Origin of the sequence: Enterococcus sp. AZ171 (genome assembly GCF_051714005.1) — a bacterium.
Lineage (GTDB): Bacteria > Bacillota > Bacilli > Lactobacillales > Enterococcaceae > Enterococcus_B > Enterococcus_B pernyi.
Genome location: NZ_JBIORA010000001.1, coordinates 1,882,745 through 1,896,340 on the forward strand (window position 1 = coordinate 1,882,745; position 13,596 = coordinate 1,896,340).

The 13,596-nt window shown below is 39.1% G+C and carries 14 protein-coding genes; 4 read left to right on the forward strand and 10 right to left on the reverse strand.

The features are described 5' to 3' along the window. Nucleotides 1-107 precede the first annotated feature (107 nt). The 3 genes from IGJ49_RS09145 (at nucleotide 108) to IGJ49_RS09155 (ending at nucleotide 4,019) form a co-directional block, all read left to right on the forward strand. Nucleotides 108-2,306: an LTA synthase family protein gene (locus IGJ49_RS09145; RefSeq protein ID WP_404852096.1), complete on the forward strand. Its 2,199-nt coding sequence runs from the start codon at nucleotides 108-110 to the stop codon at nucleotides 2,304-2,306. A gap of 485 nt (nucleotides 2,307-2,791) precedes the next feature. Further along, on the forward strand, nucleotides 2,792-3,520 hold the full coding sequence (locus IGJ49_RS09150) for a hypothetical protein (RefSeq protein WP_019722957.1): 729 nt from the start codon (nucleotides 2,792-2,794) through the stop codon (nucleotides 3,518-3,520). Further along, nucleotides 3,507-4,019 carry a hypothetical protein gene (locus IGJ49_RS09155; RefSeq protein WP_349519788.1) on the forward strand — a complete coding sequence of 171 codons (513 nt, stop codon included), beginning with the start codon at nucleotides 3,507-3,509 and terminating at the stop codon, nucleotides 4,017-4,019. The genes IGJ49_RS09150 and IGJ49_RS09155 overlap by 14 nt, the downstream gene beginning before the upstream one ends. Before the next feature lie 77 nt (nucleotides 4,020-4,096). Here IGJ49_RS09155 and IGJ49_RS09160 read toward each other — a convergent pair whose 3' ends face one another. The 3 genes from IGJ49_RS09160 to IGJ49_RS09170 are packed head-to-tail and all read right to left on the reverse strand — an operon-like array spanning nucleotide 4,097 to nucleotide 6,586. Next, on the reverse strand, nucleotides 4,097-5,539 hold the full coding sequence (locus IGJ49_RS09160) for a sensor histidine kinase (RefSeq protein WP_019722958.1): 1,443 nt from the start codon (nucleotides 5,537-5,539) through the stop codon (nucleotides 4,097-4,099). After that, a complete protein-coding gene (locus IGJ49_RS09165) occupies nucleotides 5,539-6,255 on the reverse strand; it encodes a response regulator transcription factor (protein ID WP_010735098.1) in 717 nt (238 codons plus the stop codon). Before IGJ49_RS09165 ends, IGJ49_RS09160 begins: the two co-directional genes overlap by 1 nt. Continuing rightward, a complete protein-coding gene (locus IGJ49_RS09170) occupies nucleotides 6,236-6,586 on the reverse strand; it encodes an SdpI family protein (protein ID WP_010735097.1) in 351 nt (116 codons plus the stop codon). Before IGJ49_RS09170 ends, IGJ49_RS09165 begins: the two co-directional genes overlap by 20 nt. 142 nt (nucleotides 6,587-6,728) lie before the next feature. On the opposite strand from IGJ49_RS09170, the gene IGJ49_RS09175 reads away from it, so the two are divergent. Continuing rightward, entirely contained in the window at nucleotides 6,729-7,502 is a 774-nt protein-coding gene (locus IGJ49_RS09175) for a Cof-type HAD-IIB family hydrolase (RefSeq protein WP_010735096.1), read from the forward strand. Between the two features lie 293 nt (nucleotides 7,503-7,795). Here the strand turns inward: IGJ49_RS09175 and IGJ49_RS09180 are convergent, their stop codons facing one another. Genes IGJ49_RS09180 through IGJ49_RS09210 form a run of 7 tightly spaced genes read right to left on the reverse strand, consistent with a single transcriptional unit; the run spans nucleotide 7,796 to nucleotide 13,590 of the window. Continuing rightward, nucleotides 7,796-9,190: an oxaloacetate decarboxylase subunit alpha gene (locus IGJ49_RS09180; protein WP_224434869.1), complete on the reverse strand. Its 1,395-nt coding sequence runs from the start codon at nucleotides 9,188-9,190 to the stop codon at nucleotides 7,796-7,798. Then, nucleotides 9,191-9,730, reverse strand: a complete 540-nt coding sequence (citX, locus tag IGJ49_RS09185) for a citrate lyase holo-[acyl-carrier protein] synthase (protein ID WP_438723210.1) — start codon at nucleotides 9,728-9,730, stop codon at nucleotides 9,191-9,193. After that, nucleotides 9,723-11,255 (reverse strand): citrate lyase subunit alpha, encoded by a 1,533-nt coding sequence (gene citF, locus IGJ49_RS09190; protein ID WP_438723212.1) that lies wholly within the window; start codon nucleotides 11,253-11,255, stop codon nucleotides 9,723-9,725. Before citF ends, citX begins: the two co-directional genes overlap by 8 nt. Nucleotides 11,256-11,257: 2 nt before the next feature. Beyond that, nucleotides 11,258-12,145, reverse strand: coding sequence for a citrate (pro-3S)-lyase subunit beta (gene citE, locus IGJ49_RS09195; RefSeq protein ID WP_438723213.1), 888 nt, complete (start codon nucleotides 12,143-12,145; stop codon nucleotides 11,258-11,260). Further along, nucleotides 12,133-12,441, reverse strand: coding sequence for a citrate lyase acyl carrier protein (gene citD, locus IGJ49_RS09200; RefSeq protein ID WP_010735091.1), 309 nt, complete (start codon nucleotides 12,439-12,441; stop codon nucleotides 12,133-12,135). Before citD ends, citE begins: the two co-directional genes overlap by 13 nt. Continuing rightward, nucleotides 12,438-13,448: a [citrate (pro-3S)-lyase] ligase gene (gene citC / locus IGJ49_RS09205; protein ID WP_438723215.1), complete on the reverse strand. Its 1,011-nt coding sequence runs from the start codon at nucleotides 13,446-13,448 to the stop codon at nucleotides 12,438-12,440. The genes citD and citC overlap by 4 nt, the downstream gene beginning before the upstream one ends. A 16-nt stretch (nucleotides 13,449-13,464) precedes the next feature. After that, nucleotides 13,465-13,590, reverse strand: a complete 126-nt coding sequence (locus IGJ49_RS09210) for an OadG-related small transporter subunit (RefSeq protein ID WP_010735089.1) — start codon at nucleotides 13,588-13,590, stop codon at nucleotides 13,465-13,467. Nucleotides 13,591-13,596 lie beyond the last annotated feature (6 nt).

The following is a 13,596-nucleotide window of genomic DNA, read 5'->3' on the forward strand; positions in this document are numbered from 1 at the left end:
CTTAGCGATCTTAAAGAAAATCTTAATCTATCAAGCTTGATTTGTACTTTCAATTGACACTATTTTGGTCTACTAGTAAAATGGTTAGGAGTATGTGAGTCGTGAGTATGTTTCATGTCACTCTTTTTTTATGTAAGAGTGCAGAAAGGAAGATTAATTTGAAAATAAAAACACCCGCTTTTTTAAATAAAAGGCTCGGATTTTTTTCTTTACTAGCAGTTTTGTTATGGGTCAAAACGATTGCTACTTATCTATTTGATTTCCATTTAGGGATCGAGAGTGGCATCCAATATTTTATCTTGTTCATCAACCCGATCGCAACGACTATCCTTCTTTTAGGGATTGCCTTATATGTTAGACGAACGAAAGCAGCGTATATCACGATGCTAGTCATCTATTTCTTGTTGACCTTGCTCTTATTTTCTAACATCATCTATTATCGTGAGTTCACTGATTTTATTACGATCAACGCGATCCTAGGCGCCGGAAAAGTCGCAAGTGGTTTAGGCGAAAGTGCCTTACGGTTATTCCGTCCTTATGATGTCCTTTATTGGATCGATATCATTTTGATCATTGCACTTTTAGCAACGAAAAAAATCAAAATGGACCCACGTCCTGTACGCGCTCGAATGGCGTTTGCTTTTACTACATTAGCAGTGATGATCTTCTCTGGAAATCTATTTTTAGCTGAAGCAGATCGCCCAGAGTTATTGACACGTACATTCTCTCGTGATTATCTAGTTAAATATCTTGGACTGAACGCGTTCATGGTATACGACGGTATCCAAACTTACCAAACGAACCAAGTACGAGCTGAAGCAAGTCCAAATGATATGAAAGAAGTAGCAACTTACGTCAAAGAACATTATGCGCAACCAAACCAAGATCTCTATGGATTAGCTGAGGGTAAGAATGTTATCTATATCCATTTAGAAAGCTTACAACAGTTTGTGATCGATTATAAACTGAAAGACGAAAATGGCGTAGAACATGAAGTAACACCTTTCTTGAATAGTTTATTCCACAGTAATGAAACATTTAGTTTTGACAATTTCTTCCATCAAGTAAAAGCTGGAAAAACAAGTGATGCAGAGACATTGATGGAAAATTCATTATTCGGTTTGAACCAAGGATCGCTATTCACTCAACTTGGTGGTAAGAATACTTTCCAAGCAGCACCAAATATTTTAAAACAAACAAAAGGCTATACCAGTGCAGCATTCCATGGGAATGCTGGTACATTCTGGAACCGTAACGAAACTTATAAGAGTTTTGGATATGATTACTTCTTTGATGCTTCATACTATGACGTGAATGACGATAACTCATTCCAATACGGTTTACATGATAAACCATTCTTTGAACAATCCGTCCAATATTTAGAACGGATGCAACAACCCTTCTACTCAAAATTCATTGCTGTATCGAATCACTTCCCTTATTCAAAATTCACGAATGAGGAAGCTGGATTCCCAGTAGCTAATACGAACGATGAAACAATCAATGGTTACTTTGCGACAGCTAACTATTTAGACACAGCGGTAGAAGAATTCTTCAACTATTTAAAAGCAAGTGGCTTGTATGAAAACTCAGTCATCGTCTTATACGGTGACCACTACGGGATCTCTAATACAAGAAACAAATCTTTAGCTGAATTAGTTGGTAAAACAAGTTCGACATGGACAAATTTTGACAATGCAGCGATGCAACGCGTGCCATATATGATCCATATCCCCGGACAAACAAAAGGTGGAATCAATCATACGTACGGTGGCCAAGTAGATGCTTTACCGACATTGCTTCATTTGTTAGGTGTTGATTCAAAAAATTATATCCAATTAGGACAAGATCTTTTCTCACCTGATAATAACCAGTTAGTCGCTTTCCGTGATGGTGACTTCGTTTCACCTAAATATACCTATTATGGTGGATCTGTCTACGATACCCAAACAGGTGAAGTCCTATCCGATATGACTGAAGAACAACAAGCAGAAGTTACTGCCTTACGTGAAGCAGTCAGCAAGCAACTCGCCGTTTCAGACCAGATCAACAATGGCGATCTACTTCGATTTTATACAGAAAGTGGTTTAGAACCACTTGATACTTCTAAGTTTGATTACAAAAATGGCTTGCAACATCTAAATGATGCCGAGCGTTCACTTGGTGACAAATCAACAAGCGTCTTCAGTGAGAACAACAATCAAACGACACAAAATCTTTACGAAACAAAAACTTTCCAAGATATCCATGGTATTCCTACCGAGGAACCTACCGATAGTGAAGATGCAGTAGAAAACAACGAATGAACAACGTGAGAACAAGTAGCGGATGTTATCACTCAACGAACAGCACTCGAGGAAATCCTTTCTTCGGGTGCTTTTTTTGATCTAATAACTAGCGATATAAATAGATTTGCTTATTTCTACTCAGTGATTTTTTTTACCCGCACGATTGAAAGTGCAAAGAGATGCTACTAATCATATTCGATGCATCTCTGTCCCCTCATACATACTCTAAGTCTGAAACCATTAAGATTCCAGACAAATCATTTGATTCTTGGGGACTCATCGCTCGTTCATAAATCTTGAAATTAATACATTTTCCTATTAGTTTTTGCACTGGATCTCATAGTAGGACCAAAAGAATAGCGTCACTAAAGAAGTTTTTTATACGCCTCCAGGTTCCCATTGCTTGTCCTACTTGGTCAGCCTTCCTTTATTTCGGTTTTTCACTAAATGATTTTCATACTTTATTCATATTCATTTTTTATACTATTCTTGAGGTGAAAAGTATGAATATGATCCGTTATTCTACCGCACGATTACTTTATTACAAAAAACAAACATTTCTATATACTTTGTTTTCAAGCTTTTCTGCTTTTCTATTATTGATTAGCTTTAACTTATATAATCTACAAACCACTTTACACAAACAAATCCAAGATCGGGTGTTGATATTTGATGCTTCTGATGTCAAAGAAAACTTGCCTTCATCAGAAACACTTCAACAAGCCTATCTGGTTGTGATCAGTTGTATACTGGCACTGTTTGCCTTGTGTTTCTTTTTTTTCTTTTTACTCTCACTCTATCGTCATCGTATGGAAATCATCAATTGGCGATTAGCGGGTCTTTCCAAACCAAAAATGTTCTTCTTTGTTTTTTGGCAATCCTTGATTCCATTAGTTCTGAGTTGTCTTGGCGTTCTTTTGATCGTTTTTGCTTTCCAAAATGGCTATCAAGCTTTACTCCAAAAAATCAATTTGGCTCTGTTAGATTTCTTCGAACTACCGAATTTACCAAGTGTCTTTTCTTCTGGAAATGGTTTATCGATCTCGATTGACCAAAATAGTTTTTTCATGATCGATTTTTTTAGCGATAACTTTTTAGTAGATACCTTAAAAGGGATCGGACAGACGATCATTTGTTTAGTTAGTATTAGCACATTACTTAGTACCTGTCTTTTCATGATTTCAAATCGACTTTTAAAAAGAAAGAAGCTGATCATTGATGAACCAACATGATTCACTGATATCATTTAGCGGTTTTACTGTTCTGATCGGTTCGAAAGCCGAGCAACAGGTGATTTTCACAGAGATCAAAGCACAACTCCTTGCTTCAGAACGAACTGATCTGATGATCGTTCAAAAAAATTGGCCGTTCTTCCCTTATCTTAATTTAAAAGAACAAGTATTTTTGGACATCCCCGAAAAACAAAAAAAAGCCAAACAGGAACAAGCGCAAGATAAGCTAATGATAGATTCCTCGTTGCTCAAAAAATCAGTAAGTGAATTGAGCACGTATGAAAGAATCAAATTGCAACTGATGCATGCGATCCTCGCCGATAAAAATAAACTGATCATCGAAGACCCTATCGATGATTTGTCGATTATCGAGATTCAAGATCTTTTGACAAATCTTTGCGATTTAGTCAACGATCGTTCTTTTTCGATCTTATTGTTGACTCATGATCTTTCGATTGCCGAAAGCCCATATGTCACTGATTGTAAAGAAGCGAGTTGACTTGTGCTTGTTGATCTTCATAAAAAAACCGTTAAAACAAGAGAGAAGCCTTGTTTTAACGGTTTTTGATTTAGTTATCATTCGATTTCAACATCTGGTAATTTTACAGTAAATGTCGTTCCTTTTCCTAACTCACTTGTTACGTCGAGTTTTCCTTTATGCAATCGAACTAATTGTTGAACGATCGGTAACCCTAAGCCGGATTCGCCATATTTTGTATTTTTTCTAGATGGATCAACTTTGTAATAGCGATCCCATATGCTTTTCATTTGTTGTTCTGACATACCAATACCAGTATCGGTCACTTTGATGATCGTTTCAAGATAACCTTTTTCTAATGTGACTGTGATCGTTCCATTTTCAGTGAATTGGATCGCATTTTGAATAATGTTGACCATGATCTGTACAAACCGATCATAATCAGCGTATACGTCTAATTGTTCAGGTGCTTCTAAAATCAATTGATTACCCGCAGCTTCTGCTTTTGCTTCCAATTGAGCAACAATGTTTTTTAACGTTTCTGTCCCATCAAATTTTTTGATGACCATACTGATTTGATTCGTTCTGATTTTTTCATAATCTAAATTCTCATTGACTAGACGAATCAAACGTTCAGTTTCATTTTTCATTAATTTAATGGCATTTTCCCGTTGGTTTTCTGGGATGGCATTATACTCTAAGCCTTCTAACAAGCCATTGATGGTTGTTAAAGGGGTCCGCATTTCATGGGAAGCATCTGCCATGAATTGTCTGCGCCGATTCTCTTGTTCCTCGATTTCTGCTCGTGATTCTTTCAGTGAGTTGGTCATCTTATTGAAATCGTCTGCTAATTCATCAAATTCATCTTTGTCATTTACAGGTAATTGCACATCGAAGTTGCCATTCGTGACTTCTTTTGTAGCATTTCTCAAACGATTGATCCGTTTGACTTGGAAAGCCGCAAAGGCATAGCTTGCGATGATTGCAATGATACTTGAGAAGATGAAGCCTTTGAAGAGATTCAAGGTGACTGATCGCACGCTATTGTCGATGTTTCTGGCTGGTTGGCTTACAACTAATCCCCCATAAAACTCATGATTCAAGTTGAAAGGAACCAAAGCATAGGATGTGGCTTGATTCTCTCCTGAGATATTTTTATTTGAAGTAAACTTGACTTGGCGACCGCTTCTCAAACTTTCCCATTGATCTGCTGTAATCGTAAAATTCAAGTAAACCCCAGCAGTTGGATAAATCACTCGCTCATATTTATCAATAAAGATAAAATTGACATTTTGTTCAGTTAATACTTGTTCAGTCAGTTCCAACGCATTTTGGAATGCTTGATCTTGATTGAATTGAGGAAACGTATCCGCAAAGGTTTGGGTCGTTTTCTCCACCGACTCGGCATAACCAAAAAGTTGTTGGTAATTATTTTCTTCTATGGTCTGCTTGGTCAATTGCGTAAAAGAAATACCGACGATCAAGATGATCATCGCGATCATCCCACAAAATGCCAGTAATTGTTGGTATAAATAGCGCATCAGGCAACACCTGAATCATCAAATTTATAGCCTACTCCCCAAACGGTCTGGATCACTTGTGGGCCTACTTTCTCGATTTTTTGACGCAATTTTTTGATATGGGCGTCGACGGTTCGTTCATCACCAAAATATTGATAATCCCAAACGAGTTCCAATAACTGTTCTCTTGAAAACACTTGTCTTGGTTTTTTTGCTAATGTAAATAAAAGATCAAATTCTTTTGGTGTCAATCCATCGATCGGTTGGTTATTCAAGTAGGCTTCACGCGTTTTCGTATTCATCTTGAAGTGATCGGTTTGGATGTCAAAATTTTGATCAGATAATGGATTTTCTTCTTTTGTTTCTACCAATTCGCTACGACGGTGTAATGCCTTCATACGTGCAATCAATGTCAAGGGACTAAAAGGTTTAGTGACATAGTCATCAGCTCCCATCTCTAAACCGATCACTTGATCACTTTCAGAATCTCGGGCGGTCAACATGATGATTGGTACTGTACTAGAAACTTTTCGGATTTCTCGTCCAACCATCATGCCATCCATTGTCGGAAGATTAAGATCCAACGTGACCATATCCCAATGTTGCGGATTCTCTAAAAACGCATCTAATCCTTCTTTTCCGTCGTATTTGAAGGTTGCTTCCCATCCTTCATTCAAAAAAAACATCTGCATCATTTCAGATACGGATTGATTATCTTCAATCATTAAAATGTTCATGCTCGTCTCCTCCATTTATCAAATCGTAAGTTTGTAATTTTTTTTCTGTTAATATAAAAATCGGCATGATCGGAAACACTAAGACCAACATTTCAATAATAAAAAAATTGGTATGTCCTGTGATTTTTAATCCGTAGCCGATCAAGGTCATCAATAATCCGAAAATCAAGAAATATTTTCCGCTTGTTCGTTGGGCAATCCGCCAATGTTCGTCGGATCTTGTGGCACGTTCTGAATGATAACCATAGAAAGGTAAATTACCTTTAGAAGGCAAAATTAAAAATAAGAGCCCTATCAAGGTCAAAAAAAGACCAACTGTTAAAAAAATCATGATTTCACTCTCCAATCTCTGTCTATAGTATACTCTAAAATGGTTGCTGAACCAATAAGTTCAGTAATTCTTCACGAAACGTTTGTCTTTTGTTCATTCTTTGATAAGATAAAGATAGTCAAATGAAAAAGGAGTTTTATTTGTGACAAACTATCAAGCAATCACATTTTTCGATCTCGATGGAACTTTATTAGATGGACATTCTAAAATAACTCCTGAGATCGCCGCAGCAATCCAAGTATTAAAAGAGAATGATATCCTACCTGTTATCGCTACTGGACGGACAGAAATGGAAATCAAACAAATCATGCGTGATGCGGGTATTACTTCCGCTGTAACAATGAATGGTTCTTGCATTAGCGTAGAGGGAGAAGAAATTTATTCTGTACGCTTTTCTAAAGAAGAATGTCAAAAAATGCGTGACCATATCGAAGAGCAAGGTCATGCCCTTTGTTTTTATAATAGAGAGAACATTTGGAGTACTCATCACACAGAGACCATGAGAAAAGCTTATGGCTTTATCCATTCAGATGTGCCACCAATCGATCCTTCCGCTTTTCAGGATCATCCGATCAATATGTTGCTGATTCTTTCCGAATCAGGTGATGAATATTATCATGAACGTTTCCCAGACATGACTTTTTACCGCAATAGTCCTTATTCGATTGATACGGTCAGAAAGGGTATTTCAAAAGGTGCAGGCGTCAAACACTTAAAAGAAACGTTACAATTGGAAAATGTTCCGACTTTTGGTTTTGGTGACGGACCGAACGATTTTGCCTTACTCGAAGCTTGCGATCACAAAATCGCAATGGGCAATGCCTATGATGAGTTAAAAGAACTTGCAACCTTCATTACGAAGAAAAATACCGAAGGCGGGATCGTTCACGCATTGAAGCATTTTGAATTGATTTGATTGTGGAACTGCTTAAACATGACAAAACAAAATAGCCGTCACTTTAACAGAGGACGACTATTTCTACTATACCGAATGAAATTTTTGGCGCCTTTTTTAGCGGCGCTTTCCAAAGGGACTGTTCAAGCAGTTCCTTTTTTATTGTTAATCTCGCCCAAGACTGAGGATTCAGACATCGCCCCTAAGTCCATGAGTAGGGAATTTTATCTACTCAACATCTCTAAAATGACATATATCCACCTTTATTTTACTATCTCTCAACTGCGGCTAAAAACCGAATCCTTGTTTTGACATCAGTCCATGTCGATCATCACTTCAACCGTTTGCAGTGGTACGTCATAGAAGCGGTCTTCGCGACGCCCTAAGAAATCTTTGGCTTGTTGAGGGAACAAGGCATAGCTTAAAAGATCTTCTGGTGATTTTGCATACTCACTGATTTCTTTTTTGAGTAGCGACAATTGAGGTGCTAGTAAATCTGCGGGTCGTTCCTGGATCACTTGTTCATCACCAATGATTGTTTGTTGGATGGCTTCAGCGATTGGTGCTGGAGGACGGCCGTACAACCCTCGAACATATTCTTTGATTTCAGTTGGGACGAGTTTATATCGCTCACCAGAAAGTACATTCATCAGCGCTTGAGTTCCTACCATTTGGGACAACGGAGTAACGAGTGGCGGAAAGCCAAGATCTGCTCGAACTTTTGGCACTTCTGCTAATACTTCTTCATATCTCTCTTGTAATCCTTGTTCCGTCAACTGACTTAATAAATTAGATAACATACCGCCAGGCACTTGATAAATCAATGTTTTAGGTTCAATGTCCTTGACTTTAGGATTTAACATCCCTTCTTCGCGAAAACGATCTCTGATCGGATTGAAGTATTCTGCTATTTTTGTTACTTTTTTCATATCTAACCCTGTCTCATAGCCCATTTCTTCAAGCACCAAAGCCATTGATTCAGTTGCAGGTTGGCTCGTTCCACCCGCAAAAGAAGAGATAGCCGTATCGATGATGTCCGCCCCTGCTTCAACTGCTTTTAAATAGGTCATTTCAGCGATCCCACTTGTTGCATGGGTATGGACTTCTAATGGTAATGGAACAGCATCTTTGATTCGACTGATCAATTTGTAACCCGTTTGCGGGGTCAATACGCCCGCCATATCTTTGATACATAACGAATCTGCTCCAGTATCCGCCATTTCTTTTGCTAACCTTACAAAATAATCGATCGTATGGATCTCACTCGTCGTATAAGAAATAGCTGTTTGGCAATGACCACCAGCTTCTTTAGCTGTCACAATAGCAGTCTGTAAATTTCGGACATCATTCAATGCGTCAAACACACGAATACTATCAATGCCATTCTTGATCGATTTCTCGACAAATTCTTTGACTACATCATCTGCGTAATTTTTGTACCCAAGGAGGTTTTGTCCTCGAAGCAACATTTGTAGCTTTGTTTGTTTGACTTGTGAACGAATCATACGCAAACGCTCCCATGGATCTTCATTTAAGAAACGTAAGCACGCATCAAAGGTAGCGCCACCCCACATCTCTAATGAATGGTAGCCTGCTTGATCCATTGTTTTCAGGATTGGCAACATGTCTGCTGTACTCATTCTTGTGGCAATCAAGCTTTGTTGCCCATCACGCAAAACGGTTTCCATCATTTGGATTTTTTTTGCCATTTACTTCCTTCCTTTCTCAACAAGTTGCTGGATATGTGTGCGTATCATTTGAAGGGAATGTTTCTGTTCGCGACTACAAACTTTGGCTACTTCGTTACACACGTAACATGTCCGTTGGTTATATCCCAGCATCTCGCGACTCAACTGCTGCATCTTTCCTTCTTCCCAAAAAAGTACATCAAGATCAACTAATCGACCATAGGGGCATGTTTCTTCGAGTTCGATCATGCGCTTTTTTAGTAGCTCTTTTCTTAAAGAAAGAAGCAAAAAATACTCGTAACCTGTTTTTTTCTTACGGTACAACTGGACCAATGGAGTGACTTCTGAAACACATTCTTCTATAGCTTCGACCACTATATGAAAGACTTGTGCGATTTCTTCTGACGTTTTGACAGGACCTGGTATATTCGTAGTTGCTGAAAGCAACACATGTTGTGGATTTGCTACCAATAATTTTCTTTGTCTTTTAGCACGGGCCTCTCTTGCGATAAGGATCTCTTCATGCGTCACAATTGGTCCATTGAATAATTTGCTACACATTTTTGACCACGTCGATCAATGTGCCATCGCGATATTCCACCAAGGCAACGATTTTTTCGCCATACTGGATGGCTGAAGGCTCGCCAACGATGGCATATGCTTTTTGTTTAAGCTCGTCAATCGTATATTGCGGTATATCTACACCCTTAAAATACTCGATCAGATCTTGACGTTCAGGATTGATGGCGATACCTACTTCCGTAACTAAGACATCAATGCTAGTTCCGGGAGTCACAACCGTATTGACATGATCAACAACAGTGGGTATCCGTCCACGAACGAGTGGCGTGATCACCAGGCTCATTTTACAACCCATGCTTGTATCTGGATGCCCGCCAACAGCTCCACGAATCACTCCATCTGAACCAGTCATGACATTGACATTGTAAGCCGTATCGATTTCTAGCGCAGACACAATGGCTGTATCTAGCTGATTTACCATAGCACCTTTACTTGCTGGAGAAGCATACATACTTGCATCTATTTCATAATGTTGGTTGTTTTCACCTAAAGAAATCGCAGATAAATGATCGAAATCCTGGACATCAATAATCTTTTCTACTAAACCTTCCTCCAGTAATTCCACCATCGCATTTGTAATTCCACCTAAAACAAAACTAGCAGTCATTTGGTCTTTCAACATTGCTTCGCGTAAAAAACGGGTAACTGCCAGTGCCGCACCACCTGTGCCAGTTTGAAAGGAGAATCCCTGTTGATAATAAGGCGAATGAGTGATAACTTTTGCTGCATACTCTGCGATCAAAAGTTCTTTAGGATTTTTAGTAAAGCGTGTCGCACCTTTGGCAATGCCTTCGGGATCACCTATCGCTTCCACTTCTACAACATAATCGACATCCGTCTGTGCAATACTGATTGGGATATTAGGAAAAGAAACTAATGTATCTGTGAGGATGACCACTTGATCCGCATATTTTGCATCGACCATGGCATAACCTAGTGATCCGCAAATGGCCTTTCCAGTGGTTCCATTGGCATTTCCATATTCATCTGAACTCGTCGCCCCTAAAAAAGCGACATCAATATGCAGATCACCGGATGCAATTGCTCGCGCTCGTCCACCATGGGAACGAATGATTACTGGTTTTTCCATGATTCCTTGCGAAATCGCTGCACCTACTTTATCCCGCAAACCGCTTGTGGTAATTCCTGTCACAACGCCATTTTTTATATGATCAATCAAAGGTTCATGGACATTTGCGATTGAACTTGGTGCGATCGTGATATCTTTGATTCCTAACGAGGCAATCTCTTCCATGACCTTATTAAGTACAAAGTCTCCTTCACGGAAATGATGATGAAAAGAAATCGTCATTCCATCTTTCAGCCCTGTTTTTTCAATGGCTTCTTTGAGACTTTCCACTATTTTTTTCTCATTTGATCGGACAGGATGGATGTTTCTACTGGCTTCCTTGTATGGTTCAATATGGTCCAACTCACCTTCGTACAGACGATGAGCAACTGTTGCTGTTTGTGGAATCTCTTTGCCAACTTTATTTACAACCATTTCTAGATCTCCTCCTCTCTGATAAACTTCGCTGCTTTTGCAAGAGCAATCACTCTTTCTGCTCGCTCGACGATTGGTTTGTCCACCATCTTGCCATTCACAGAAATCACGCCTGAACCTTTTGCTTCCGCTTCTTGGATACCCCAGATCACTTCTTTCGCTGCTTGGATCTCTTTTTCTGTTGGTTCATAAATAGCATGGACTAATGGAATCTGACGTGGGTTGATCACTGATTTCCCATCAAAGCCTAGTTGCTTGATCAGACGAACTTCTGTTTGAAATCCCTCAAGATTTTCAACATCTGAATAGACAGTATCGATTGCTGCAATACCAGCAGCTCTGGCTGAATGAAGGATCATATTTCGGGCAAAAGACAATTCTTGCCCATCTGGGTATCGTTGGGTTTTCATATTGGTCACATAATCTTCGGCACCTAACGCGATGCCAACTAACCGTTTGGAAGCTTTAGCGATTTCTCTTGCATTCAATACCCCTTCTGCAGATTCGATCGCTGCCATCATTTTTGTGGTTCCCATTGGGATTTGATAGGTTTCTTCCACTGAAGTGATGACCTGATCAACCTCGATGATGTCTTGTGCGGTTTCTGTTTTTGGCAAGCGAATGACATCGATCCCTGCTAATACCATTGCCTCAATGTCTTGGTCACCCCCAGCCGTCAATGCGTTGATTCGAACGACCGTTTCTACTTTGCTATAGTCAAATGTTTTTAATGCCATATGAACGAGCAAGCGTGCCGAATCTTTTTCTTTTAAGGATACGGCGTCTTCCAAATCAAACATGAGTGAATCTGCACCGTATAATGGCGCATCTCTCAGCATCGCTGCATTTGCACCAGGGACAAACATCATCGTTCTCCTTAAACATTCCATGAATTGATCTCCTTCCAATCATAGCGCTCTTGCTTTCCAGCTCGATGGACTGCTGTAATCGTCCTTGCCTGGATCGTGCAATCAAGCGCACCTTTATCGACAGCTGTTACTTTGGCGGCTTCAATGCCTAACTGTTGAAGGGTGTCCATAATGACTTTTCTGATTTGGTGACCAAATTGTTTTTCGACATTGCTTGTCAAGGAAAGTTCAATGCCTTTTTCTATCTTTGGATCGATCGTGATCATGATATCACTGGATTCAATTGTTCCAGCCACTGCACTTTGATAAATTTTCACTTCCTGTCACCTCTATTACGTTTATGATTTTTGATATAGTTATAAGTCGAAGCAGGCAAATACGCTTGTAATGTCTGCAAGTCATCTTCTTGTAAGGCTTTTCGGACTTTTGTTGCACTGATTGCTACTCTTTTGATACGTTTGCGTGGTAGGACAATCAAAGAAAGCGATTCTCCAAATACCTTTTTCAACGTTTCATTATAGATTTCAGTTATCTTAGAGTAGGGTTCTTCACCGACAAACCGATTTTCAATTTTAAGTATCGGTGCGATTTTTTCTTTAAAAAGTAGCGCATCCAAAGTACCTTGCGCTTTTGCCGCTTCTTCTGTAGCATGTTCCTTTAAAAAATAGGCAGGAAATGTGGCGGAAGAAATCAGATAATCTTCAGTCGGCAAAATCGTGACATTTTTTACATGCGCGACCCCTTGCTTGACCATTTCGAACCGTTCAGAAAAGGAAAATTCTGAACAATCTTCTGAAAGGATAAAAAGGTAGACTTGGTCTGCTTGTTTGGCTGCGCACTCCACCAAGTACTGATGTCCTTTTGTAAAAGGATTGGCATTAATCACAATCCCACAGCCTGTACCTTTTTTCTTTTTTGCCTTCAACATGTCAAGATAATCTTGAAAGTCAGGTGTACCTTGTTCCATAAACAATATGGTTTCAGTGGCAATGATCTCTTTAAATCCCATAGCATGAAAAATGGAGTGATTACTAGGATCTGTGTAGACAAAGAAATGCCTTTTGTTTTCTTCGGATAAATGATCAATTAATTGCTGAACGAGCTTCGTCAACAAATTTTCTGATTGGAAATCTTTCGCAACAGCCAAATATTTTAAAATATTACGCTCATAAGAACCGGTGGCAATCAGCTGCTCTTCTTGATAGATCCCAACGGTATAGTCAACCTTTTCATTCAATGTGAGACCGGATTTTTCGATCAGCTTCAGCCATTGTTGATAGACTTGAGCGTCCTTTTCCAACCATAATCTTTTGATTGTATACATGTACAAGACCTTCTTTTTATTTTCTTACTGGAAACAAGCGACTCAATAGCATCGAGGCAAGATAAATGATCAAGATAACAACGAATACGCCACCCCATCCTAAAACTAGTAGTTCAAGAGATTTAATTAACTCTGCTGACATCGTTTT

Excerpts from the sequence above, each read along its gene's own strand:
- IGJ49_RS09145 (WP_404852096.1), top strand. The coding sequence starts at position 108 with ATGTTTCATGTCACTCTTTTTTTATGTAAGAGTGCAGAAAGGAAGATT.
- IGJ49_RS09150 (WP_019722957.1), top strand. The coding sequence starts at position 2,792 with ATGAATATGATCCGTTATTCTACCGCACGATTACTTTATTACAAAAAA.
- IGJ49_RS09155 (WP_349519788.1), top strand. The coding sequence starts at position 3,507 with ATGAACCAACATGATTCACTGATATCATTTAGCGGTTTTACTGTTCTG.
- IGJ49_RS09160 (WP_019722958.1), bottom strand. The coding sequence starts at position 5,539 with ATGCGCTATTTATACCAACAATTACTGGCATTTTGTGGGATGATCGCG.
- IGJ49_RS09165 (WP_010735098.1), bottom strand. The coding sequence starts at position 6,255 with ATGAACATTTTAATGATTGAAGATAATCAATCCGTATCTGAAATGATG.
- IGJ49_RS09170 (WP_010735097.1), bottom strand. The coding sequence starts at position 6,586 with ATGATTTTTTTAACAGTTGGTCTTTTTTTGACCTTGATAGGGCTCTTA.
- IGJ49_RS09180 (WP_224434869.1), bottom strand. The coding sequence starts at position 9,190 with ATGGCAAAAAAAATCCAAATGATGGAAACCGTTTTGCGTGATGGGCAA.
- citX (WP_438723210.1), bottom strand. The coding sequence starts at position 9,730 with ATGTGTAGCAAATTATTCAATGGACCAATTGTGACGCATGAAGAGATC.
- citF (WP_438723212.1), bottom strand. The coding sequence starts at position 11,255 with ATGGTTGTAAATAAAGTTGGCAAAGAGATTCCACAAACAGCAACAGTT.
- citE (WP_438723213.1), bottom strand. The coding sequence starts at position 12,145 with ATGGAATGTTTAAGGAGAACGATGATGTTTGTCCCTGGTGCAAATGCA.
- citC (WP_438723215.1), bottom strand. The coding sequence starts at position 13,448 with ATGTATACAATCAAAAGATTATGGTTGGAAAAGGACGCTCAAGTCTAT.
- IGJ49_RS09210 (WP_010735089.1), bottom strand. The coding sequence starts at position 13,590 with ATGTCAGCAGAGTTAATTAAATCTCTTGAACTACTAGTTTTAGGATGG.